This is a genomic window from Actinosynnema sp. NPDC020468, from assembly GCF_040642015.1.
Lineage (GTDB): Bacteria > Actinomycetota > Actinomycetes > Mycobacteriales > Pseudonocardiaceae > Actinosynnema.
Genome location: NZ_JBFAEO010000034.1, coordinates 27,941 through 49,408, shown reverse-complemented (window position 1 = coordinate 49,408; position 21,468 = coordinate 27,941). Strand labels below are relative to the sequence as shown.

The window sequence follows — 21,468 nt, the reverse complement described above, 5'->3', positions numbered from 1 at the left end:
CTCGGTGGCTTCGTTGGTCCGATCCGACAACAGCCGGCCACCCGTTCGGCGGGCGGTGGTCACCCGACGCGGGCGAACAACCGTCCCGCGTACAGGTACTCGCGGCCCTCGTGCACCAGGTGGGCGAACTCGCGGACCGCGCCCGCCCGGTCGAACGCGAACCGGTTCGCCGCGAGCGGGGTGACCGCGCCCGTCATCGGGGCGGCGCCCGCGATCACCGTCTTCTCGGCCAGGCTGATCGTGAGCCCGCCCTCCGGCGTCCGGTCGAGCACGCAGCGCAGCGCCGGCGTCTCGTAGACACCCGCCAACGCGGACAGGTCGGCCTCCGCGGCGTCCGGCCCGGCGGTGGGCTTCGGCGGGGTCAACCCGAACTCGGCGGCGATCTCGGCCTCCAGCTCGTCGGCCAGCGCGGTGCCGCGGTCGGAGTTGGTCAGCACGCACAGCGCGAGGCCGAGGCCGGGGAACGAGTGCGACTCGGCGATCTGGCCGATCGTGCCGCCGTTGTGGTGCACGGCGGTGTCCGCGCCCCAGTCCGACCGCATCCAGCCCAGGCCCCAGCCGGAGGTCGTGGTGGACAGCGCGGACAGGTCGACGTGCTCGCGGCGCATGAGCAGCGCGGACTCCTCGGACAGCACCCGCTCGCCGGTGAGCCCCACGCCGCCGCGCAGGTGGGCGGCCAGGAACGCCAGCAGGTCGGCGGAATCGCCCACCGCGATGCCGGCCGGTCCGATCGAGCGCGGCAGGTGCCACCGGGTGGTCGCGGTCGCCACGCCGGTGTCCGGGTCGGTGTGGTGGCCGACGGCCGCGCGGTGCAGCGGCGCGTCCCGGAACCGGGTGATCACGTGGGTCAGGCCGAGCGGGCGCAGCAGGCGTTCGGCGAGCACGTCGTCCCACACCTGCCCGCGCAGGACCTCGACGATCCGGCCGGCGACCACGAAACCGGAGTTGGCGTAGCTGAACGGGCCGCCGGGCTCGGTGATCGACACCGCGCCGGCCAGCGCGTCGACGTACTTCGCGACGCAGTCGTCGCCGTCGCCGGTGTCGGTGAAGACGTCGCCGTCGATGCCCGCGGTGTGGGTGAGCAGGTGGCGCACGGTGATCCGCTCCGCGTGCCCCGGCACGGCCGTGGCGAACCCGGGCAGCACCTCGGTCACCGGGGTGTCCAGGGTCAGCAGGCCGTCGTCCACCAGTTGCAGCACGAGGGTGGTCGTCCACACCTTGGTGATCGACCCGTAGTGGAACACCGTCCGGGGCGTCACCGGCACGCCGGTCGAGGTGCTCGTGACCCCGCTCCCCAGGACCCGCACGTCGGCGTCGTCGCCGTCCAGCGCCAGCAGTCCCACCTGGACACCCGGCACGCCGTGCTTCGCGGCCAGGGCGTCGATCCGGTGCTGCCAGTCGGGTCCGGTGAGCAGGTCGGCGGGTGCGACGGTCATGGTGGGTTCCTCCTGGGGTCGGCGGGTGCGCACCGTCGAGTCTCGGCGGCGCGACCGCGGTCCGGCATCGGGGGATCGCACCAAATCCGTCGGCCGTACTGGGAGCGCGGCACGAGGCGCCGGGGTTCATCGGTTCCGACCAACCCGACCGGCGGGCCTTGTCGGATGGCACGAGGCGGGGGCCGCGCCGCGCGTGGTGGACTGCGGCCCATGGTGCTGCTGCGTGGAGGCCGGGTGATCGACCCGGGAACGGGTCTGGACGCCGTCGCGGACGTGCTCGTGCGGGACGGGAAGGTGGCGGCCGTCGGGCCGGACCTGTCCCACCCGGACGCGCCGGTGGTGGACGTGACGGGGCTCGTGGTGGGCCCGGGGTTCGTCGACCTGCACAGCCACGTGCACGGCGTCGCCGGTCACCGGTTGCAGGCGTTCGACGGGGTGACCACCGCGCTGGACCTCGAGTCCGGGCTGACGCCGGTGGAACGCGGCTACGCCGAGGCCGCCGCGCAGGGGCGTCCGCTGAACTACGGGTTCTCCGCGTCCTGGGGCGCGGCGCGGGCGGCGGTGCTCGCCGGCGTCGAGCCGGACGCGGACTTCTACTCCGGGCTCCGGGTGCTGGACGACCCGCGGTGGCAACGCTCGTCCACGCCGCGGGAGCTGGACACCTGGCTCGCCCTGCTGGAGCGGGAGATCGGCGCGGGCGCGCTGGGCATCGGCGTGTTGCTGGGCTACGCGCCGCGCACCGACCCGGCCGAGTTCCTCGCGATGGCCGCGCTGTCGGCGCGCGCGAACTCCCCGATGTACACCCACGTGCGGCAGCTGGTCGAGGCGAACCCGGCCACCCCGATCGACGGTTCGGCCGAACTGGTCCGCGCCGCGGCGGAAACCGGCGCCGCGATGCACCACTGCCACGTGAACAGCACGTCGCTGCGGCACGTGGACCGGGTGCTCGGCATGCTCGCGAAGTCCCGTGAGGACGGTGTGCGGGTCAGCGTCGAGTGCTACCCGTACGGCGCGGGCAGCACGGGCGTCGGCGCGTTCTTCCTGGAACCCGAACTCCTGCCCGCGTCCGGGATCGGCCCGACCGACATCGTCATGGTCGGCACCGGCGAACGCGTCGCCGACGAGGCCCGCCTGCGCCACCTGCGCGCCACCGACCCGGGCGCCCTGTGCCTCGTGTCCTTCCTGGACGAGGCGAACCCGGCCGACGAGGCCCTCCTGACCCGCTCCCTGGCGTTCCCGGACGCGATCGTGGCGAGCGACGCGATGCCCCTGGAGTGGCCGGACGGCTCCCACGACAGCCGCGAGTGGCCCCTGCCCCCACACGGCCGCACGCACCCGCGCACGGCCGGCACCTTCGCGAAGTCGTTGCGCCGCATGGTCCGCGAAACGGGAACCTGGACCTGGCCCGAGGCGTTCCGCCGCTGCGCGTACCTCCCGGCCCGGGTCCTGGACCAGGTGGCGCCCGCCGCGACGGCGAAGGGCCACCTGGGCGTGGGCGCGGACGCCGACCTCGTCGTCCTCGACCCGACCACCGTCTCCGACACCGCCACCTACCAGGACCCGACCCGCCCCTCGGTGGGGGTCCACCACCTCCTGGTCGCCGGCACCTTCGTGATCCGCGACCGCGAACTGCGCCAGGACGCCTACCCGGGCCGCCCCCTGCGCGGCGAACCCGCCTGACCCACCACCGGACTCGCGGTGCTGTTCCCACCCGAGGGCCGGTGGCCGCGCTCGCGCCGAACCCCGGCCACCTGAAGCAGGTGGCCGGGGTTCGGGAGGACCGGTCCGCGCTAGACGTCCCAGGCGTGGCCGAACGCGAGCAGCTCGGCGGAGTGCTCCACGCGGTCGACCCAATCCCGCGGCCACGCGGACAGGCCGTGCGCGGCGCCGGCGAACGCTCCCGCCAGGCACGCGATGGAGTCCGAGTCGCCGGACGTGGTCGCGGCTCGGCGCACGGCGGCCACCGGCTCGTCCGGGAACAGCAGGAAGCAGTGCAGCGCGGTCGCGAGGGCCTCCTCGGCGATCCAGCCCGCGCCGGTCGCCAGGCACGGGTCGGTGGCGCGGTCGGCGGGCACCGTCGCCACCACCTCCAGCGCGTGCGCGCACTCGTCCCACCCCCGCGCGATGAACTCCGCCGGGTCGGTCACCCCCGGACGCGCCCACAGCTCGCCCAGCCACTCCTCGCGGTAGGTGGTCCGCTGCTCCGCGCACCGCGCCCGCAACGCCTCCAGCAGGTCACCCGGCCGCATGCCGCGGGCCAACCACAGCGCGGCGAACGCGGTCAGCTCGCTGGCCGCCAACGCGGTCGGGTGGCCGTGGGTGATCGCGGACTGGAGTTGGGCGAGGCCCGCGCGGCGGTCGTCGGACAACCCCGGCACGAGGCCGACCGGCAGGACGCGCATGTTCGCGCCGCAGCCCTTGGACGACGCGCCGGTCGCCTGCGGCCACGGCAGGCCCGCGGCCAGCCGCTCGCACGCGTTCAGACAGGTCATGCCCGGCGCGCGGTTGTTGTCCGGCGCGGCCCACCAGGTGATGAAGTGCCTGCTCAGCGCGTCCACCACGGCCGGGACCGGCGCGTCCGGCGGCAGTTCGGCCAGTGCCCGCGCCACGGCCAGCGTCATCTGGGTGTCGTCGGTGATCAACGCCGGGTCGCCCTCGAGGTCGCCCGGTCCGCCCGGACCCCAGCGCCGCTCGATCTCCGCCACGGTCAGGAACTCGGTGGGCGCGCCCAGCGCGTCACCGCAGGCCAGCCCGATCAACGCACCGCTCGCTCGCGTCACCCGGACAGCCTAGGCGGTCGGCTCGGTCGGGCGGTGCTTGCGGTCGCGGACGAAGACGACCGCGGGCTTGCCCTCGTCGGAGCGCCGCCGGTCGAGGTCGAACCGGGTGGTGGCCTCGATCAGGTTGCTCAGCTTGGTGTGCCCGTAGCTGCGCGGGTCGAAGTCGGGGTGCTGGTTGGTGATGATGTGGCCGACGTGCGCGAGCGACGCCCAGCCGTCGTCGTCGGACGCGGCCTCGACCGCGTCGCGCAGCAGGTCGTTCAGGCCGACGTGCTCCTCCAGCGGCGGCCGGGTGGCGGGCTGCGGCGGGTGCACCTCGGTCGGCACGGGCGCGAGGTTGTCCAGGTAGACGAACTTGTCGCAGGCGGACACGAACGGCGCGGGGGTTTTGCGCTCGCCGAAGCCGTAGACGGTCAGGCCGGACTCGCGCAGCCGCGCGGCGAGCCGGGTGAAGTCGCTGTCGCTGGACACGATGCAGAACCCGTCGAGCCGGTCGGTGTAGAGCAGGTCCATCGCGTCGATGACCATCGCGGCGTCGGTGGCGTTCTTGCCGGTGGTGTAGGCGAACTGCTGGATGGGCTGGATCGACCGCGCGAGCAGCTGTTCCTTCCACCCCTTGAGGTTCTGCCCCGTCCAGTCCCCGTAGGCGCGCTTCACGTGCGCCGTGCCGTACTTCGCCACCTCGGCCAGCAACGCCTGCGCGATGCCGGGCCTGGTGTTGTCCGCGTCGATCAGCACCGCGAGCTTGGCACTGCCACCAGCCATCGTCTCCACCCCTCCAGTACCCCGGCCGGAGGTGGCGCGAGGCCCGTCCGAGCCTAGGCGGCGGGACGGCGGGTCCGCGAGTGCGTCAGTCCCGATCGAGCAGTTCCGCGAGCAGTGCTCGCACCCGCCGGTCGACGTCGTCGCGGATCTCCCGCACCGCCGCCAGGTCGCGACCGGCCGGGTCGGCGAGGTCCCAGTCCAGGTAGCGCTTGCCGGGGAACACCGGGCAGGTGTCGCCGCAACCCATGGTGATCACCACCTCCGCCGCCTCGACGTCCTCTGTGGACAGTCGGACCGGTACTTGCTCAGTGATGTCCAGCCCGAGTTCGGTCATCGCCCGCGCGGCCACCGGGTTGACCTGCCCGGCGGGCTCCGACCCGGCCGAGCGCACCGCGACCCGGCCGAGGGCGTAGTGCCGCAGCAGCGCCGCGGCCATCTGGGAGCGTCCGGCGTTGTGCACGCAGACGAACAGCACTTCGGGTGTCATGGTCGCTCCCGGGTTCGGGGGTGCAGGACGTGGATCAGCACGACGGCCAGTGCCGCGCCGAGGAGTTGCGCCGGCACGTACAGCAGGGCCGAGGCCGGCGACAACCCGGCGAAGGTGTCGCTGAACAGCCGGCCGACGGTGATCGCGGGGTTGGCGAAGCTCGTGGAGCTGGTGAAGAAGTAGGCCGAGCCGATGTACGCGGCCACCGCGCCCGGCACCAGCGCCGCCCGGTCGGACCTGGTCAGCGCGAAGACCACCAGCAGCAGCCCGGCGGTGGCCACCACCTCGGACAGGCCGTGCGCGACGGTGGCCCGCCCGGTGGTGGCGAGGCCGACCGGTGGCAGCTCGAACAGCACGTTCGCCACCACCGCGCCCGCGACGCACCCGGAGGTTTGCGCCGCCGCGTAGGAAAACGCCTCACGCCAGGGGATTCCGCCGAACCAGGCGTCCACAAGGGACACCACCGGGTTCAGGTGCGCGCCGCTGACCGGGCCGAACACCAGGATGATCGCGTACAGCCCGGCACCGGTCGCGACGGCGTTCTCCAGCAGTCGCAGGCCGGCGTCGCCGGGGGAGAGGCGTTGCGCGGCGATGCCCGAGCCGATCACCACCGCCGCGAGCAGCAGGCCGCCCAGGAACTCGGCCAGGAGTCGGCGGCTCATCGCACGGCGGGCGCGAGGCGGTCGACCCGGGCGGCCAGGTCGGCGAACGCGAGGTCGAAGGCCGCGCGGGTGCCGGTCGCGGCGGGGTCCGGCACCGACCAGTGCAGGCGGTCGCCGGGAGGCAGGTCCTCGTGGGCGCTGTCGCACACCGCCACGACCAGGTCGGCCGGCTCCAGCACGTCCGCCACCCGGCTGGTGCCCGCCCGGCCCAGCGAGAGCCCGTGCGCCCGCGCGGTGGTCACGGCCAGCGGGTGCACGCGCGGCGCCGGGTCGGTGCCCGCGCTCGCCGCCGGGACCCGGCTGCGCCGCTTCCACAGCGCGGCGGCCAACTGCGACCGGGCCGAGTTCCGGCTGCACACGAACACCACGCGCGGCGCGTGCCGGGCCGCGGTCGGCACCAGCCCGGCGAGCCCGGCCGGGCGCAGCCTGAGGTAGGTGCGCCGGTGGTCGCCCTCCGATCGCGACCGCTCGACCACGCCCACCCGCTCCAGCGCTTTCACGTGGTGCGCCACCAGGTTCCCGGCCAACCCGAGCGCCTCGCCCACCTCGCCCGGTGACGCGTCGCCGAGCAGCAGCAGTTCCACCAGGGCCAGCCGCGTGGGCTCGCCGAGGGCGGCGTGCAGCCGGGCGCGGGCCACCAGGTCGGGATTCCGGTCAACAGACATTGACTCAATGATGGTTGAGGTACTGCGCGGAAGTCAAACCGCGGTCAGGTGCGTTCGGCCAACTCGCCGAACGGGGTCGCGAAACCGTCCCGCGCCGTGCGCAGCGCCTCGTGCCGGCGGCGGGCCAGGCCGGCGACCGCGAGCACCAGGTACACCCCCGACAGCACGAGGGTCGCGATCCGGTTGCCGTCGGCGGACAGCGTCACGCTCGCTGTGAACTGGGCCGCGAACAGCGCGAACAGCACCACCGCCGCCCGCGCGGACAACCCGAGCGCGGCCAGCAGGCTGACCGCGAACAGCGACTGCGCGGCCGTCAGCAGCAGCTCCAGCCGCTGGTGGCCGTCCAGCGGCAACCCGGCGGAGGTGCCGGCGGACAGCGCGAACACCACCGGCAGCGAGCCGACCAGCAGCGTCCACTGGTTGACCTTGCTGGACAGCAGCGTGCCGAGGGCGTCCGAGGCGCGCAGCCGGGCCGCGTACAGGCAGGCCACGATCAGCTCGGGCGCCTCGCTGGCCAGCGGGGCGACCCACTGCACCAGCAGGAACTCCTCGACTCCCAGGCTGCTCCCGGTGTCCACCAGGTTCGACGCGAAGTGCTCGGCACTGGCCAGGATCACCAGCCCGGCGAACGCGAACAGCCCGAGCACCACCCGCCCGCGCCGCCGCTGCCCGCCGACCCACGCCGACACGCCGTGCAGGTCCGGCTCCTCGACCGGGGCCTTGGCCAGCCGCCACACGTACGCGACGAAGACGGCCGCGAACACCGCCGCGTCCACCAGCGTCAGCGACGTCCGCAGCGGCAGGGTGAGCGAGTACAGCGTGGCCGCGCCCAGGAACACCACCTCGGCGGACATCACCGGCGCCAGCGTCACCCGGCCCGCACCGGCCGACGTGCTCGACGTGCTCGACGGGTTCGACGCGCGGCGGCGGCGCACCGCGAGGCCCGCGACGAGCACCACCAGTGGCCAGCCGAGGCCGACCAGGACCCGGTTCGCGCCGGTCATGTTCGCGAGCGCCAGCGAGCACGGGTCGGGTTGGCCGGGATCGGACGCGCACGTGCCCTTGGCGGCGTACTCCTGACCGGCCTCGAAGGTGAACACCAGGTCGACCGCGTACTCCGGCAGCACCGCGACCATCGCCAGCACCGCGATGGCGAGCCCCGCGCTGACGTCCACCTGCGCCGCCTCGGCCGCCCAGGACAGCAGGAACGCCGCCGCGACGATCGCGATCCCGAACACCGCGGCGGCGACCGGCGCGGGCAGGTCCGGGTGGGGCAGCCCGAGGTAGTCGGCCGCGCCGAGCAGCACGCCGGGCAGCGCCACCGCGCCGGTGAGCGGCAGTCGGACGGGGAACGCGCGAGTCGTCATGGAATCGGGTGTTCCCGACGAACCGGGCGATCAATCCGCGACCCGGCGCCCGTTCGCCCGGTGGTGGACCGGCCGGCGGCCGCCGACACCGCCCGGACCGCGGTCACGGCGGTCACCTCCCGTTCGGGTCGGGACCGCTGTCGCGCCGGGGTTCGGGCGGCCGTGTGGGCGGTGGTCGGGTTCCGCGTCGCCCGGGCCGGGGTCACGATGATCACCTCCCGTTCGGGTCGGGACCACTGTCGCACCGGGGTCCGGGCGCCCGCGTGGGCGACGGCGGTCGGGTTCGGCCTCGATCGGGTGAAGACCGCGGTCGGGGTTCAGCAGTCCGGGGTGCTGCGGAACGAGCAGTCGTCGGGCTGGTTCGCCAGGACGTGCGCGTTGGTCAGCACGATCGACGGCGGGGTGTCGATGTAGTAGCTCGCGCCGACGCCGCCGCCCCTGCCGCGCAGACCCGGGGTCCCCGGTCGGCCGCCGGCGCTGCGGACCTGACCACCGGTGGCCCCGGCGCCGGTCCGGTTCTGCCGGATCGTGGTGCCGTCGACGGTCAGCCTGCGCTTCTTGTCCACGTGGACGCCGCCGCCCTTGCCGCCGTCGCCGCCCGAGCCGCCGTTGCCGTAGGTCAGGTAGTCGGCGTTGCCCCTGCCGCTGTCCGCGCCGGCCGCGCCGTCGCCCGTGGTGTTGTCCGACAGGGTTCCGCCGGACACCGTCACGACCTCCGCGCCACCGCCCTTCACCAGCGCGAGCCCGGCGCCCCGACCGCCGTCACCACCGGGCGCGCCGCTGCCCGCCTGCCCGTTCGGCGTGCCGCCGTCGCCGCCGCGTCCGCCCCGACCGCCGGCACCGGTGCGGTTGCGCCCCGCGTCGCTCGCCGACAGCGCGGTCGGGGTGGAGGCGAACGCCCACCCGCCGCCGTCGCCGCCGTTGCCGCCGGTGTGGACGAACTTGTTGCCCTCGGGTCCGCCCGCACCGCCGGTCAGGCCGTCGCCGCCCCGACCGCCGTTCCCGGCCGGCCCACCGGCGCCGGTCGTGTTGTCGAAAGCGCCGGTGCGGGTCGCGGTCAGCGCGGCCGCGCTGAACACGCCGCCACCCGCGCCGCCGTCGCCGCCCGCGCCGGGTTGACCGCCGTCACCGCCCGCGCCGGTCGGCTTGTCGGCACCTCGGGCACCGTTGCCGCCCGCGCCGCCCCCGCCGGTGTGGTTGTCCCGCACGACGCTGTCCACCAACTCGACGGTGCCGGTGACCGCGAGCCCGCCGCCCACACCGCCGGTGCCGCCGTTCCCGCCCTCCGCGCCGTGCCCGGAGGAGGTCGCCCCGACACCGTCGCCGCCGCGTCCACCGTCGCCGGCGGAGTTGCCGCGCACCACCGACCGGCGCACCCGCAGCACGGCCTCGCCGGAGGTGGCCACCCCGCCGCCGGAGCCGCCCCACCCGCCGGTTTCCCCGGTGTCACCGGGGTTTCCGGGCGCACCGGGCGCGCCGGAGCCGGCCCGGTTGCCGCTCACCTCGACGCGGTCGAGCACGAGGGTGCCCGCGTTCAGGACGCCGCCACCGTCCTCGCCGCTGCCGCCGTGCTCGACGGCGTCGCGGGTGTGCCCGCCGCTGATCGTGAGGCCGGTCAACCCGAGGGCTCCGCCGGCGGCCACCTCGAGCACCCGGAACCGCGGCGCGCGGCGGTCCCGCCCGATCGTCGTGCCCTGGCCGACCAGCTCGACGTCGCCGGTGATCACGGGCAACCCGTTGGCGCCCAGGGGTGTGGTGAGCGAATACCCGCATTTCGGCGCGAGCAGCAGCCGCACGCGCGCCTTGGCCGCGTTCGCCGCCGTGATCGCCTTGACCAGGGCGGGTGTGTCGCAGGGGACCTGCTCCTGCGCGTGCGCGGCGGGCGCCACCACCACGCCGACGCCCAGCGCGAGCACCCCGATGACCAGTCCGTCGACCTGCCTGCGCATGCGCGCTCCCCTCGGTTCGCCGTGCGGATGTCCTCCACCCTCGACCATCCGAGCCGGTCGCGGGACCCCCGAAACGGCCGAATTCCATTGAGACGCAAGCAAAAGCGCGAATTCCAACTGGACGTCGTCAGGACGCCGGAGTGGACAGGGCGGCGAGAAGTCGACGGATCGTCGGGTTCCGGTACAGCTCGCGCAACGGCACGCGCGGCAGGTCGGCGGCCTTCATCGCCGCGCCGATCCGCACCGCGACCAGCGAGTTGCCGCCCAGCTCGAAGAAATCGTCGTCCAGGTCGACGGCCGTGCCCAGCACGCCGGACCAGATGGACCGCAGCCGGGTCGCCAGGTCGTCGCCCTCGACGGGCGCGGCCGGAGCGGTCGGCGCGGGCAGGCGGGCGAGGTCGAGCTTTCCGTTGGGGGTCAACGGGAGTTCGGCCAGCGCGGTGACGGTGGCGGGCACCAGGTGTTCGGGCAGGACGGTCACCAGCCGGTTCCGAATCGCGCGCGGGTCGCACGACGCCGGCATCACGTAGGCGGCCAACCGGGCGGTGGCGGGGTCGTCCGGGTCGTCCTGGCGCAGCACCACGGCCGCGGCGCGCACCGCGTCGTCCTCCAGCAGCACGGCCCGGATCTCGTCCGGCTCGATCCGGAACCCGCGCAGCTTCACCTGGTCGTCGACCCGACCCCAGTGCTCCACCTCGCCGTCCGGTCGCAGCCGACCCCGGTCGCCGCTGCGGTACACCACCCCGGTGTCGGTGTGCGGGAACCGCTCGGCGGTCAGCTCCGGCCGGTGCAGGTACCCTTGCGCCACACCGACTCCGCCCACCACGAGCTCGCCCGACACGCCCGGTGGCACGAGCTCGCCCGCCTCGTCCACCACCCGCACCTCCCAGCCGGGCAGCGGTCGGCCGACCGAGCGGGTCGCCGCGAGGGCGTGCGCCCGGGTCACGGTCAGCGCGGTCACGTGCACGGTCGTCTCGGTGATGCCGAAGAGGTTGACCGGGCGGGACCCGGGGTGCCGGTCGAGCCACGGCAGCAGCAGCCGCGCGTCCAGCCGCTCACCGCCGAACACGACCAGCCGCGCGGTCACCCCGGAGTGGTCGACGTCGAGCAGCTGGGTGAACGCGGACGGGGTGTGGCTCAGCACCGAAACCCGTTGTGACACCAGGAGATCCCGGAACCGCTCGGGTTCGCGGGACACCTCGTGCGGCACCACGACCAGCCGGCCGCCGGTCAGCAGGCACCCCCAGATCTCCCACACCGAGAAGTCGAAGGACCCCGAGTGGAACCACGTCCACACGTCGTCGCCGCCCAGCCCGTACTCGTCGCGGGTCGCGTCCAGCAGTGCGATCACGCAGCGGTGCGGCACCACGACGCCCTTGGGCCGACCCGTCGAGCCCGAGGTGTAGATGACGTACGCCGCGTCGTCCGGCGCGGGTGGCGGCCAGGAAGCGGTGCCGGACAACGGTGTCACGCCGTCCTCGGCGGTCACCAGCGCGGCCGGCCCGGCGTCGGCGGCGAGGAAGGCCAGCCGTTCGGCCGGGTAGGCCGGGTCCAGCGGCACGTACACCGCGCCCGCCTTCAGCACGGCCAGCGCGGTCACCACGAACTCCGCCGACCGCGGCAGGCACACCCCGACCCGGTCGCCGCCGACCGCCCCGCGCGCCCGCAACCCGGCGGCCAGCGCGGTCGACCGCGCGTCGAGCTGCGCGTAGGTCAGCGACTCGTCCCCGTCGGTCAGCGCGACGGCGTCCGGCCGGGCCGCGACGACCCGGGCGAACACCCCGGTCACCGTGTCCGGCGGGGTGTCCGGCGCGGGCGTGCGGCCGAGCGCGAGCACCCGGGACCGCTCGGCGGCGTCCCACGGGTCGGAGTCCGGTCGTTCGTGCGCCCGCGCGAGGTGCCGGGTGATCTGCGCGGCGATGGCGTCGGACACGTGCGACCGCGCGTGGTCGCACCGCAGCCGGACCCCGTCGGCGTCGCGGAACACCGAGAACGTCAACGGGAACACCGGCGCGGTGCACGGCGTGTAGCTCCCCGGCAGCCCGACCCCGGTCCACAGCAGCCCGCCGACACCGTCCGGCAGGTCGGGGGAGTAGCGGCGCAGCGTGGTCTCCCACGCCCGCCGCCAACTCGCGCGCGAGCCGAGGTCGACCGCCGGCACCACGTGCACGCCGAAACCGACGCCCTCCGGCAGCCCCCAGTCCACAGTGGACCACGGTCCACCGAGCGGGAGATCCCGCGGCACCACGGGAAGCCCGGCCGCGATCCGGGCCAACGCCTCGGCGTCGTACCGGGACCGGGACGCGACGACCACGAGGTCGACCACGCCGTCGGCGTAGCGCAGCAGCACGCGCCGGAAGTCCGCCGTCGGGTGCGCGAGTTCGGCGGCGCGCCGCCGCTCCGCCCGGGGGTCGTCGGACGCCGCCGGCACGTCGGCGACCCAGCACCCGTCGACGGCCTCCGGCGACCGGATCAGCAGGGTGTGGCACAGCTGCGGCATCGCGGCCTCCGTCCTCATCGGGCGCTGAACCCGCCGTCCACGGTCAGCACCGACCCGGTCACCCGCCGGGACTCGTCGGCCGCCAGGTACACCACCGCCGCGGCCACGTCGGCGGGTTCCACGAGCGCGTTCATCGGCTGGGCCTCGGTGAACGCGCCCTCGTGCTCCTCGTGCGGCACCTCCAGCGAGCGGGCGATCTCGGCGAGCATCCGGCCCTCGGTGAGCCGGTCGTCGCGCACCGAACCCGGGCACACCGCGTTGACCCGCACCTTCATCGGCGCGAAGTCCAGCGCGGCCGCCTTCGTCAGCCCGACGAGCCCGTGCTTCGCGGCCACGTAGCCCGCGAAGTGCCGGTACCCCACCAGACCCGCCGTGGAGGAGATGTTCACGATGCTGCCCGACCGCCGCGCGCACATCGCGCCGCCGACCGCGCGGATCACCCGCCACGCGCCGGACAGGTCCACGTCGAGCATCAGCGACCACTCGTCCTCGTCGATGCCGTGCACGGGTTTCCCGGACGGCGCGGCGATGCCCGCGTTGTTGACCGCCACGTCGACCCGGCCGAACCGCTCCTCGGCGAGGGCCACCGCGGCGCGCACCGACCCTTCGTCCCGCACGTCCGCCACCGCCGTCAGCACGGCCGCGCCGGTCTCCCGGCACAGCGCCGCGGTGTGCTCGAGCTGACCGGGCGTGCCGAGCGGGTACGGCACACCGGGCACGTCCGCGCACACGTCCAGCAGCACCAGGTCCGCACCCTGCTCCGCGCACGCCACCGCGGTCACCCGGCCGAGCCCGCGCGCCGCGCCGGTCACCAGCACCACCTTGTCCCGCAAGCGCATCACAGCACCGTCGACGCGATCAGCCGCACCAGCGCCGGCCCCGTGTCGGTCAGGTACATGTGCCCGCCGGGCAGTTCCACGAGTTCGACGCCCGCGCCCGCGACCGCCGACCAGCCCGCCGCGTCGGCCGGGCTCACCAACTCGTCGTCCTCGCCGCGCAGCACGGTGATCGGCACGTCCAGCGGCTCGACGCCCTCGGGCGCGTAGTCCTCGTGCATCCGCACGTCCGCGCGCAACGCGGGCAGCACCATCTCGCGCATCTCGGGGTCCCGCAACGCCTCGTGCCGGTACCCGGCGAACTCCGCCACCCGCGCCAGGAACTCGTCGTCGGACAACCCGGTCGCGCGCCGCTCCCGACCCCGGTGCGGCTCGGGCGAGCCGCTGACGAACAACCCGACCACCTCGAGGTCCGCGGTGAGCCGCCGGGCCAGCTCGTAGGCCAGCACCGCGCCCAGGCTGTGCCCGAACAACGCGACCCGCGCGCCGGGCTCCAGCGCGCCGCGCAGGTCGGCGGCCAACGCGGTGGTCGCGGTGGGCACGTCGGTGAACGGCTCCTCGTCGATCAGCTCCTCCCGGCCGGGCAGCTGGAGCGGTCGCACGTCGAGCGCGCCGCGCGCGTACCCCTTCCACGGCCGGAAGAACGACGCGCCCGCGCCGGCGAACGGCAGGCACACCAACGTCACGTCCATCCTCGTCCTCTCCTCGCGGTGCTCATCGACTGGTCCGGACCCGGTAGCGCCAGGTCGACAGGACGGCGAACACGGGCAGCAGCACGGCCGCGCACAGCAGCGCGTGCGCCACCGGGTGTTCGGCGGTCCAGCCGTGCTGCGGCGGGAACCCGGCTGGCGCGGCGTTGCCGAACAACGCGCGCAGGGCGTTGGCGAGCGCGGTGACCGGGTTCCACCGGGCCAGGAACGCGAGCGGGCCGGGCAGCGAGGTGGTGGACACGAAACCCGACGACACGAACGTGACCGGGAACAGCCACAGCAGGCCGAGGCTGCCCGCCACCTGCACGTTGGGCGTGATCAGCGCGACGAGCACGCCGATCCACGACACGGTGAACGCGTACAGCAGCACCAGCAGGTAACCCGCGAGGACCGGCAGCACGCCGGTGTGCGGGCGCCACCCCAGCAGCAGACCGCAAACCGTCGTGACCGCGACGCTCGCCAGGCACGTGGTGAGGTCCGAGGTGGTCCGACCGAGCAGCAGCGACACCCGGGCGATCGGCAGCGCGCGGAACCGGTCGACCACGCCCTCCTGGAGGTCGCGGGCCAACCCGATGGTGGTGAACGACGCGGTGAACACGACCGCCTGCGTCATCAGCCCGGCGACCAGGTACTCCCGGTACGCCGGTCCGCCGAGGCTGCCGCCGAACACGTAGCCGATCAGCGCGGCGAACAGCACCGGCTCCAGCAGGCTGGAGGCGAGCGCGGTCGGCGTGCGGCGAAGGTGCAGCAGGTTGCGCCAGGTCAGGTCGGCGCTCTGGCGCAGCACCCGGCCGGGCGCGGTCATCCGGGCCTCCGGCGCGGTCCGGCGGTCAACCCCAGGAACACGTCGTCCAGCGTGGCCCGGCGCAACCCGATCTCCAGCACCTCCACGCCCGCCGCGGTGAGGTTCGCCAGCACCCGGCCCACCGCCGCCTGCCCGTCGGTGACCGCGACCTCGACCCGCCGGGCCCGCCGGTCGACTCGGGGTTCCGCACCCGTCGCCGACGCCGCGGCCCGGGTCGCGGGCTCCACGTGGTGGTCCTCGGCGACGCAGAGCACCACCCGGCTCGTCCCGGCGGCGGCCTTCAACTCGTCCGCGGTGCCGGTCGCGACGACCTCTCCCCGGTCCACCACGGTGATCCGGTCGGCGAGCCGGTCGGCCTCCTCCAGGTACTGGGTCGTCAGCAGCACCGTGGTGCCGCGCGCGGTCAGGTCGGCGACCGCGTCCCAGGTGTCGAGACGGCTCTCCGGGTCCAGCCCGGTGGTCGGCTCGTCCAGCACGACCAGCCGCGGCCCGCCGACGAGCGCCGCCGCCAGGTCGAGCCGGCGGCGCATGCCACCGGAGTAGCCGCCCGCCGGTCGGCGCGCCGCGTCGGTGAGCCGGAACCGGTCCAGCAGGTCGTCGGCGACGATCCGGGCCTCGCGCCGGCCGGCGCCCCGGAGCCGGGCGACGAGCAGCAGGTTCTCCCGGCCGGTGAGCAGGCCGTCGACCATCGAGTTCTGTCCGGTCAGACCGACCGCGGCGCGCACTTCGCCGGGCTCTTCGAGCACATTCCACCCGGCCACCCGGACGCTGCCCGAATCCGGTCGGAGCAACGTGGTGAGAATCCGCACCAACGTGGTCTTACCGGCTCCGTTCGGGCCGAGCAGCGCACACACCCGACCCCGTTCGATCTCCAGGTCTACTCCGTTCAGCGCCGTGATTCCGGCGAACGCCTTGCGCAATTCGCGGACGACGACCACCGGTTCCGCCACGCCCGCCTCCGTCACTCGCCCGGTTCCCCGAGGACGTTCACCCGAAGTTTTCAGTCCTGACGCCTGGCGTCCGCTTCGCCCGTCCTCCGGTCGGCGCAAGCCGCTGACCACCGGCAATGTAGCAGCGGGAGGGCAGGGGCCGGTGGTGTCCCGGATGCCCGATTTCCTCGGTGAATGTGCTCGTAGAACGTGCGCAAGCCAGTTCCCGTGGCTCACCGAAGGCGAATATGTGATCTGCGTCACCCTCGTTGTGCGCTACTCGTGGAGGTACCGTCCGAGTCGGCAGGGAGGTGATCGAACCGTGGTTGCCGCGGCCCTTGAAAGTGCTTTGTGGACTGTTTTCCGGGAACGCCTTTCCGAAGTTCCGGTCAATCCGGCCGTAACGTTCACGACCGACTCGGACGATTCGCCGACCGATGTTTCCCTGAGCTATCCGGAACTCGACCTCCGGTCCGCGCGCACCGCCGCGTGGCTGCGTGGACGGCTCGCGCCGGGCGACCGCGCGCTGGTGCTCTGCCCGACCGCGCCGGAGTTCGCCACGGCGTTCCTCGGCTGCCTGCGCGCCGGTGTCGTCGCGGTGCCCGTGCCGCCGCCCGGCCGGTTCCGGCACGAGCGCCGCCGGGTCACCGGCATCGCCCGGGACGCCGGTGTCCGGGCGCTGCTGACCGACGTGGCCACCGGACCCGCCGTCGCGGCGTGGGCGGCCGAGGAGGGGGTGTCGGCGCCGCGGCACGAGGTCGACGGCCCCGGTCCCGAACCCGGCTCGGACCGCCTCGCGGACGTGCCCGCGCTGCTCCAGTACACCTCCGGCTCCACCGGGCGGCCCAAGGGCGTGGTGGTGACGCAGGCGAACCTGCTGTCCAATGTGGACGCCATCGTGGCGGCGCACGGGATGGGCCGGCACGACCGGTTCGGCGGCTGGATCCCGTTGCACCACGACATGGGCCTGATCGGGCTGCTGCTGCCCGGGATCCTGCGCGGCGCGGGGTACGTCCAGCTGAGCCCGGTGGCGTTCCTGCGCCGGCCGCACCGGTGGCTGCGCCTGCTCGACCGGTACGACCTGCACGCGAGCGCGTCACCGGACTTCGGCTTCGACCTGTGCGCGCGCCGGGTCACCGACGAGCAGCTCACCGACCTCGACCTGTCCCGCGTCCGCGGCGTGGTGAACGGCGCCGAGCCGGTGCGCGCGTCGACCGTCGAGCGGTTCACCGCCCGCTTCGCCCCCGCCGGGTTCCGCGCGGAGGCGATGGTGCCCTCCTACGGCCTGGCCGAGGCGACCCTGATGGCGACCTGCACCCCCGGCCGCCCACCGCGCCGCGTCCCGTTCGACCCCGCGGCCCTGGAACGCGGCGAGCTGCGCCCGGCCGACGGGTCCCGCGAGCTGGTGGGGTGCGGCGCGCGGCGGTCCGGCGAGCTGCTGATCGTCGACCCGACCTCCGGCGCGGAGCGCGAACCCGGCCGGATCGGCGAGATCTGGCTGCGCGGACCGGGTGTCGCGGCCGGCTACTGGCGGGACGAGGTCGCCACGGCCGCGGTGTTCGGCGCGCACACGGTCGACGGCCGCGGGCCGTACCTGCGCACCGGCGACCTGGGCGGTGTGCTCGACGGCGACCTGTTCGTCACGGGGCGGCGCAAGGACGTCCTGGTGCTGCGCGGTCGCACGCTGCACCCGCAGGACGTGGAGGACGAACTGCGCGAGGCGCACCCGGAGCTGGCCGGACTGCACGGCGCGGTGTTCGCGGTGGACGGGGTGGCGGACCTGGTCGTGGTGCACGAGATCCGCGGCCACTGGGGCGCCGAGCGGTTCGCCGCCGTGGCGGCCGGCATCAGGCACACCGTCTCGCGCGAGTTCGGCGTGGTCGCGGGCGTGGTCGCACTGGTCCGGCCGGGCGCGGTCCTTCGCACCACCAGCGGCAAGGTCGAGCGCGCCGCGACCAGGGCCGGGTACCTCGCCGACGAGTTGGACACCCTGCTGCACAGCGCGGCGGTGCCGAGATGACGGCCTCCGCCGTGCCGGCGGGGAGTTCCGAGAGCACGGTGCCCGCGTTACCGAGCGGTGCCGCGATGATCGCTTCGCCGATGCCGCCTCGGCGGCGGGCGGGCGGCGGCGTCCGGTTGGCCGCGTTGCTTTGCGGTGTCGAGAAGATCGCTTCGCCGGCGTCGCCTCGGCGGTGGAACAGGTGCGGTGCCGGAGCGGTTGCGCTGCCGGTCGTTCCCGGGATGATCGCCCGGTCGACGCCGCCTCGGCGGCGCGTGGGCAGCGGTGTCGCCATGGCGTCCCTTCCCGCGTCGTCGGGCGCGGTGGTGGCGTGATGATCAGCCTGGCCGCGGTGGAGCGCGCGTTCGAGGACGACCCCGGCGCGTGGTCGCCCGAGGTGCTCGCCGAGGCCGACGAGCGCGAGGAGTTCCCGGTCGGCGCGGTCGAGGCGTTGGACGCGCTCGGGGTGGCGGCGCACTACGTGCTCGGGCCGGACTGCGACTTCCCCCGCTCGGCCGCGGTGCTGCGCGCCGTGGCACGGCGGGACCTCACGGTCGCCATCGCGCACGGCAAGACGTTCCTCGGTTCCGCGCCGGTGTGGGTGGCGGGCTCCGCCGCGCAGGTCGACGGCTTGGCCGAGCGGGTGCGCGGCGGCGCGTCGGTGTGCTTGGCGCTGAGCGAACCCGAGCACGGCGCGGACCTGCTCGCCGGTGAGGTGACCGCGACGCCGGTCGGGCGCGGGTGGTCCCTCGACGGCGAGAAGTGGCCGATCAACAACGGTACCCGGGGCGACCTCGCGACCGTGCTCGCCCGGACCGACCCGGCGGGCGGCGGACGCGGGTTCGGGGTGTTCCTGGTCGACCGGGCGGGGCTGGCCGACGGCGCGTGGCGGTGCCTGCCCAAGGCGCGGACGCACGGCATCCGGGGCGCGGACATCAGCGGGTTCGCGCTGCGCGACGCGGTCGTGGGGCCGGAGGCGCTGGTCGGCGGGGCGGGCGACGGGGTCGCGGTGGTGCTGAAAGCCTTGCAGATCACCAGGATCGCCTGCACCTCGCTGTCACTGGGCGCGGCCGACCACGCGCTCCGGCTGGCCGTGCGGTTCGTGGCGGGTCGACGGCTCTACGGCCGCACCCTCGCCGACCTGCCGCACGCCCGTCGCACCCTGGGCCGGGTTGTCGCGCGGGTGCTCGCGGCCGAGGCGGTGGCGCTGGTCGCGACCCGGTCGGTGCACGCCTCGCCCGACGAACTCGGCGTCGTCTCGGCGGTGGCCAAGGCGTTCGTGCCGACCACCGTGCAGGACGCGCTGGGCCTGCTGGCCGAACTCCTCGGGTCGCGCGGTTTCCTGGTCGAGCCCGACGGTTTCGCGAAGGTGGAGCGCGACCACCGGGTGGTCGGGATCTTCGACGGCAGCACGGTGGTGAACCGGACCCTCCTGCTCACCCAGCTGCCCCGGCTCGGCCGGCTGCTCGCCCGCCGCCGGTACGACGCCGACGGGGTGCGCGCCGCCGTCGCGGGCGACCTGCCGCCGTTCGACCGCGACCGGCTGACCCTGGTGTCCGCCACCGGGTGCGCCGTCGTGCAGAGCCTGCCGGACGCGGTCGACCGGGTCCGCGCCCACCCGCTCGCCCCGGAGGGTCTGCTCGCGCTGACCGGCCCCCTGCTCGCCGAGGCCGACGCCGTGCGCGACGAGGCGATCGCCTTCACCCCGACCGTCGGCGGGCTCCCCGCCGCCGCCTACCGCCTCGCCGAGCGCTACGAGAACCTGTTCGCCGCCGCCGCGTGCCTGCACCGCTGGCTGGCCCACGTCGACCACGCCGATGGTCCACTGTGGACGGACGCGCGCTGGGTCCGCGGCTGCCTGGCCCACCTGCTCGACCGCCCCGACGACGCGGTGTCCGACGCGCTGGCCCGCGCCGTCCTCGACCACCCGGGCGCGCTGTCGGACGTGACCCGGTGACCGCGCCGGCCCGGGCCGACGCGCTGGCGCGCCTGCTCGGCGCACCGCCGGACGCCGCGGTCCTGGACGCCGACGAGCGCGCCGAGCCGTGGCCCGAGGGCGAGCGGATCCTGGCCGAGTACGGGCTCGGGGCCGAGTTCGTGCCGGTCGCGCACGGCGGTCGGCTGGACCGGTTCGACCACCTGGTCGAGGTGCTGCGCTCGGTCTACCGGCGCGATCCCGCGCTGGGACTGGGGTACGGCGTCGGGTCGTTCATCGCGGCCGCCGCGGTCTGGACCGCGGGCGACGAGCGGCAGACCGCCTCGGCCGCCCGCACCCTGCTGTCCGGCGGGCGGATCGCGGCCGCTTTCCACGAAACCGCGCACGGCAACGACCTGGCCGCCGTCGACTGCGCCGCCACGCCCACCCCGGACGGCCTGCTCCTGCACGGCCGCAAGGAGGTCGTGGCCAACATCGGCCGCGCCGAGGCGCTGGTGGTGTTCGCCCGCACCGACCCGCGGCCGGGTCCGCGCGCGCACTCCCTGTTGCTGCTCGACCGAGCGACCGTGCGCGACGCGACCGACCTGCCGCGGCACGCCACCACCGGCATGCGCGGGGTCCTGTTGGGCGGCTTGGACTTCGACCACGTGCCGGTGCCGGCGGACAGCGTGCTCGGCGGCCTCGGCACCGGCCTGGAAACCGCGCTCAAGGCGTTCCAGGTCACCCGCGCCACCCTGCCCGCGATGGCCACCGGCGTGCTGGACACCGCGCTGCGGATCGCCGTCGACCACCTGTCCACCCGCCGGCTCTACGGCGGCACCGCGCTGGACCTGCCGCACGTGCGGTCGGTGCTGGCCGGGGTGTTCACCGACCTGCTGCGCGCCGAGGTGTTCGCCGCCGTCGCGCTGCGCGCGCTGCACCTCGCGCCCGGCTCGGCCGGCCTGTACTCGGCCGCGGTGAAGATCGCCGTGCCACGACTGCTGCTGGACGCGGTCGACCGGCTCGCCGACCTGCTCGGCGCCCACTTCTACCTGCGCGGCGGCCCGAGCGGCCTGTTCCAGAAGCTGCTGCGCGACCTCGCGCCGGTCGGCTTCGGCCACGTCGCCCGCGCGGCCTGCCAGTCCACCCTGCTCCCGCAACTGCCCCGGCTGGCCGCCCGCGGCTGGACCACGCCGACCCCGGTACCCGACGGCCTGTTCACCCTGGACGGCGACCTGCCGCCGGCCGCGTTCGACCGGTTCACCCTGCACGCGGGCGGGCGGGACCCGCTCGCCGCCGCCGTCGCGGACGAGGACCGGCCCGACCTGGCCGACCTCGCCGCGAGCTGCGCGTCACTGCGCCCGGCCGACCTGGGCGTCACCGCGACACCGGCGCACTACGACCTGACCACCCGCTACGTCCGCCTGCTCGCCCGCACCACGTGGCGGCGCGCCCACCTCGACCACCCGGCCCGGGGTTTCCTCGCCGACCCGGCGTGGTCGCGCGCCGCGCTGCACCGGTCCGACCACCCCCGCGTGCCGCTGCCGGAACCGCTCGCGGAGGCGGTGCTCGGGGAGCTGCTCGAACGCCACCGCGCCGGCCGGTCCTTCGGGCTCACCGCGCGCACCCCCACCGCCCGACCCGACAGCCGCGAGGAGTAGCC

Annotated in this window: 17 protein-coding genes; 4 read left to right on the top strand and 13 right to left on the bottom strand. The window is 75.0% G+C overall.

What is annotated here, in order from left to right; all coding sequences use genetic code 11:
* Positions 1-59: 59 nt before the first annotated feature.
* On the bottom strand, positions 60-1,436 hold the full coding sequence (locus AB0G50_RS23500) for a serine hydrolase domain-containing protein (RefSeq protein ID WP_360112170.1): 1,377 nt from the start codon (positions 1,434-1,436) through the stop codon (positions 60-62).
* Between the two features lie 210 nt (positions 1,437-1,646).
* On the opposite strand from AB0G50_RS23500, the gene AB0G50_RS23495 reads away from it, so the two are divergent.
* The gene (locus AB0G50_RS23495; protein WP_360112168.1) at positions 1,647-3,116 is read left to right on the top strand and encodes an amidohydrolase family protein; all 1,470 of its coding nucleotides are present in this window, start codon (positions 1,647-1,649) and stop codon (positions 3,114-3,116) included.
* Positions 3,117-3,226: 110 nt separating this feature from the next.
* Here AB0G50_RS23495 and AB0G50_RS23490 read toward each other — a convergent pair whose 3' ends face one another.
* From AB0G50_RS23490 to AB0G50_RS23435, 12 genes are all read right to left on the bottom strand, one after another.
* On the bottom strand, positions 3,227-4,216 hold the full coding sequence (locus AB0G50_RS23490; protein WP_360112166.1) for an ADP-ribosylglycohydrolase family protein: 990 nt from the start codon (positions 4,214-4,216) through the stop codon (positions 3,227-3,229).
* 9 nt (positions 4,217-4,225) lie between these two features.
* A complete protein-coding gene (locus AB0G50_RS23485) occupies positions 4,226-4,981 on the bottom strand; it encodes an NYN domain-containing protein (protein WP_360112164.1) in 756 nt (251 codons plus the stop codon).
* 85 nt (positions 4,982-5,066) lie between these two features.
* Complete coding sequence (locus AB0G50_RS23480) at positions 5,067-5,468, bottom strand: arsenate reductase ArsC (protein WP_360112162.1); 402 nt, start codon at positions 5,466-5,468, stop codon at positions 5,067-5,069.
* Positions 5,465-6,130: an MIP/aquaporin family protein gene (locus tag AB0G50_RS23475; protein ID WP_360112160.1), complete on the bottom strand. Its 666-nt coding sequence runs from the start codon at positions 6,128-6,130 to the stop codon at positions 5,465-5,467. Before AB0G50_RS23475 ends, AB0G50_RS23480 begins: the two co-directional genes overlap by 4 nt.
* On the bottom strand, positions 6,127-6,795 hold the full coding sequence (locus AB0G50_RS23470; protein WP_360112158.1) for an ArsR family transcriptional regulator: 669 nt from the start codon (positions 6,793-6,795) through the stop codon (positions 6,127-6,129). Before AB0G50_RS23470 ends, AB0G50_RS23475 begins: the two co-directional genes overlap by 4 nt.
* Positions 6,796-6,839: 44 nt before the next feature.
* Positions 6,840-8,162 (bottom strand): sodium:proton exchanger, encoded by a 1,323-nt coding sequence (locus tag AB0G50_RS23465; protein ID WP_360112156.1) that lies wholly within the window; start codon positions 8,160-8,162, stop codon positions 6,840-6,842.
* Positions 8,163-8,479: 317 nt separating this feature from the next.
* Entirely contained in the window at positions 8,480-10,111 is a 1,632-nt protein-coding gene (locus AB0G50_RS23460; RefSeq protein ID WP_360112154.1) for a hypothetical protein, read from the bottom strand.
* Between the two features lie 127 nt (positions 10,112-10,238).
* Positions 10,239-12,629: a non-ribosomal peptide synthetase gene (locus AB0G50_RS23455; RefSeq protein ID WP_360112152.1), complete on the bottom strand. Its 2,391-nt coding sequence runs from the start codon at positions 12,627-12,629 to the stop codon at positions 10,239-10,241.
* Entirely contained in the window at positions 12,626-13,450 is an 825-nt protein-coding gene (locus tag AB0G50_RS23450) for an SDR family oxidoreductase (RefSeq protein ID WP_360112150.1), read from the bottom strand. Before AB0G50_RS23450 ends, AB0G50_RS23455 begins: the two co-directional genes overlap by 4 nt.
* The gene (locus tag AB0G50_RS23445) at positions 13,450-14,139 is read right to left on the bottom strand and encodes an alpha/beta fold hydrolase (protein WP_360112148.1); all 690 of its coding nucleotides are present in this window, start codon (positions 14,137-14,139) and stop codon (positions 13,450-13,452) included. Before AB0G50_RS23445 ends, AB0G50_RS23450 begins: the two co-directional genes overlap by 1 nt.
* A 22-nt stretch (positions 14,140-14,161) precedes the next feature.
* Positions 14,162-14,962: an ABC transporter permease gene (locus AB0G50_RS23440; RefSeq protein ID WP_360112146.1), complete on the bottom strand. Its 801-nt coding sequence runs from the start codon at positions 14,960-14,962 to the stop codon at positions 14,162-14,164.
* On the bottom strand, positions 14,959-15,912 hold the full coding sequence (locus AB0G50_RS23435) for an ATP-binding cassette domain-containing protein (protein ID WP_360112144.1): 954 nt from the start codon (positions 15,910-15,912) through the stop codon (positions 14,959-14,961). The genes AB0G50_RS23440 and AB0G50_RS23435 overlap by 4 nt, the downstream gene beginning before the upstream one ends.
* Before the next feature lie 328 nt (positions 15,913-16,240).
* On the opposite strand from AB0G50_RS23435, the gene AB0G50_RS23430 reads away from it, so the two are divergent.
* From AB0G50_RS23430 to AB0G50_RS23420, 3 genes are all read left to right on the top strand, one after another.
* Entirely contained in the window at positions 16,241-17,911 is a 1,671-nt protein-coding gene (locus AB0G50_RS23430; protein ID WP_360112142.1) for a fatty acyl-AMP ligase, read from the top strand.
* A 313-nt stretch (positions 17,912-18,224) separates the two neighbouring features.
* Positions 18,225-19,847, top strand: a complete 1,623-nt coding sequence (locus AB0G50_RS23425) for an acyl-CoA dehydrogenase family protein (RefSeq protein ID WP_360112140.1) — start codon at positions 18,225-18,227, stop codon at positions 19,845-19,847.
* Positions 19,844-21,466 carry an acyl-CoA dehydrogenase family protein gene (locus AB0G50_RS23420; RefSeq protein WP_360112138.1) on the top strand — a complete coding sequence of 541 codons (1,623 nt, stop codon included), beginning with the start codon at positions 19,844-19,846 and terminating at the stop codon, positions 21,464-21,466. The genes AB0G50_RS23425 and AB0G50_RS23420 overlap by 4 nt, the downstream gene beginning before the upstream one ends.
* Positions 21,467-21,468: the final 2 nt, after the last annotated feature.

Coding starts and splice junctions, on each gene's coding strand:
- AB0G50_RS23500 (WP_360112170.1), bottom strand. CDS start 1,436: ATGACCGTCGCACCCGCCGACCTGCTCACCGGACCCGACTGGCAGCAC.
- AB0G50_RS23495 (WP_360112168.1), top strand. CDS start 1,647: ATGGTGCTGCTGCGTGGAGGCCGGGTGATCGACCCGGGAACGGGTCTG.
- AB0G50_RS23485 (WP_360112164.1), bottom strand. CDS start 4,981: ATGGCTGGTGGCAGTGCCAAGCTCGCGGTGCTGATCGACGCGGACAAC.
- AB0G50_RS23480 (WP_360112162.1), bottom strand. CDS start 5,468: ATGACACCCGAAGTGCTGTTCGTCTGCGTGCACAACGCCGGACGCTCC.
- AB0G50_RS23475 (WP_360112160.1), bottom strand. CDS start 6,130: ATGAGCCGCCGACTCCTGGCCGAGTTCCTGGGCGGCCTGCTGCTCGCG.
- AB0G50_RS23470 (WP_360112158.1), bottom strand. CDS start 6,795: ATGTCTGTTGACCGGAATCCCGACCTGGTGGCCCGCGCCCGGCTGCAC.
- AB0G50_RS23465 (WP_360112156.1), bottom strand. CDS start 8,162: ATGACGACTCGCGCGTTCCCCGTCCGACTGCCGCTCACCGGCGCGGTG.
- AB0G50_RS23460 (WP_360112154.1), bottom strand. CDS start 10,111: ATGCGCAGGCAGGTCGACGGACTGGTCATCGGGGTGCTCGCGCTGGGC.
- AB0G50_RS23455 (WP_360112152.1), bottom strand. CDS start 12,629: ATGAGGACGGAGGCCGCGATGCCGCAGCTGTGCCACACCCTGCTGATC.
- AB0G50_RS23450 (WP_360112150.1), bottom strand. CDS start 13,450: ATGCGCTTGCGGGACAAGGTGGTGCTGGTGACCGGCGCGGCGCGCGGG.
- AB0G50_RS23445 (WP_360112148.1), bottom strand. CDS start 14,139: ATGGACGTGACGTTGGTGTGCCTGCCGTTCGCCGGCGCGGGCGCGTCG.
- AB0G50_RS23440 (WP_360112146.1), bottom strand. CDS start 14,962: ATGACCGCGCCCGGCCGGGTGCTGCGCCAGAGCGCCGACCTGACCTGG.
- AB0G50_RS23425 (WP_360112140.1), top strand. CDS start 18,225: ATGATCAGCCTGGCCGCGGTGGAGCGCGCGTTCGAGGACGACCCCGGC.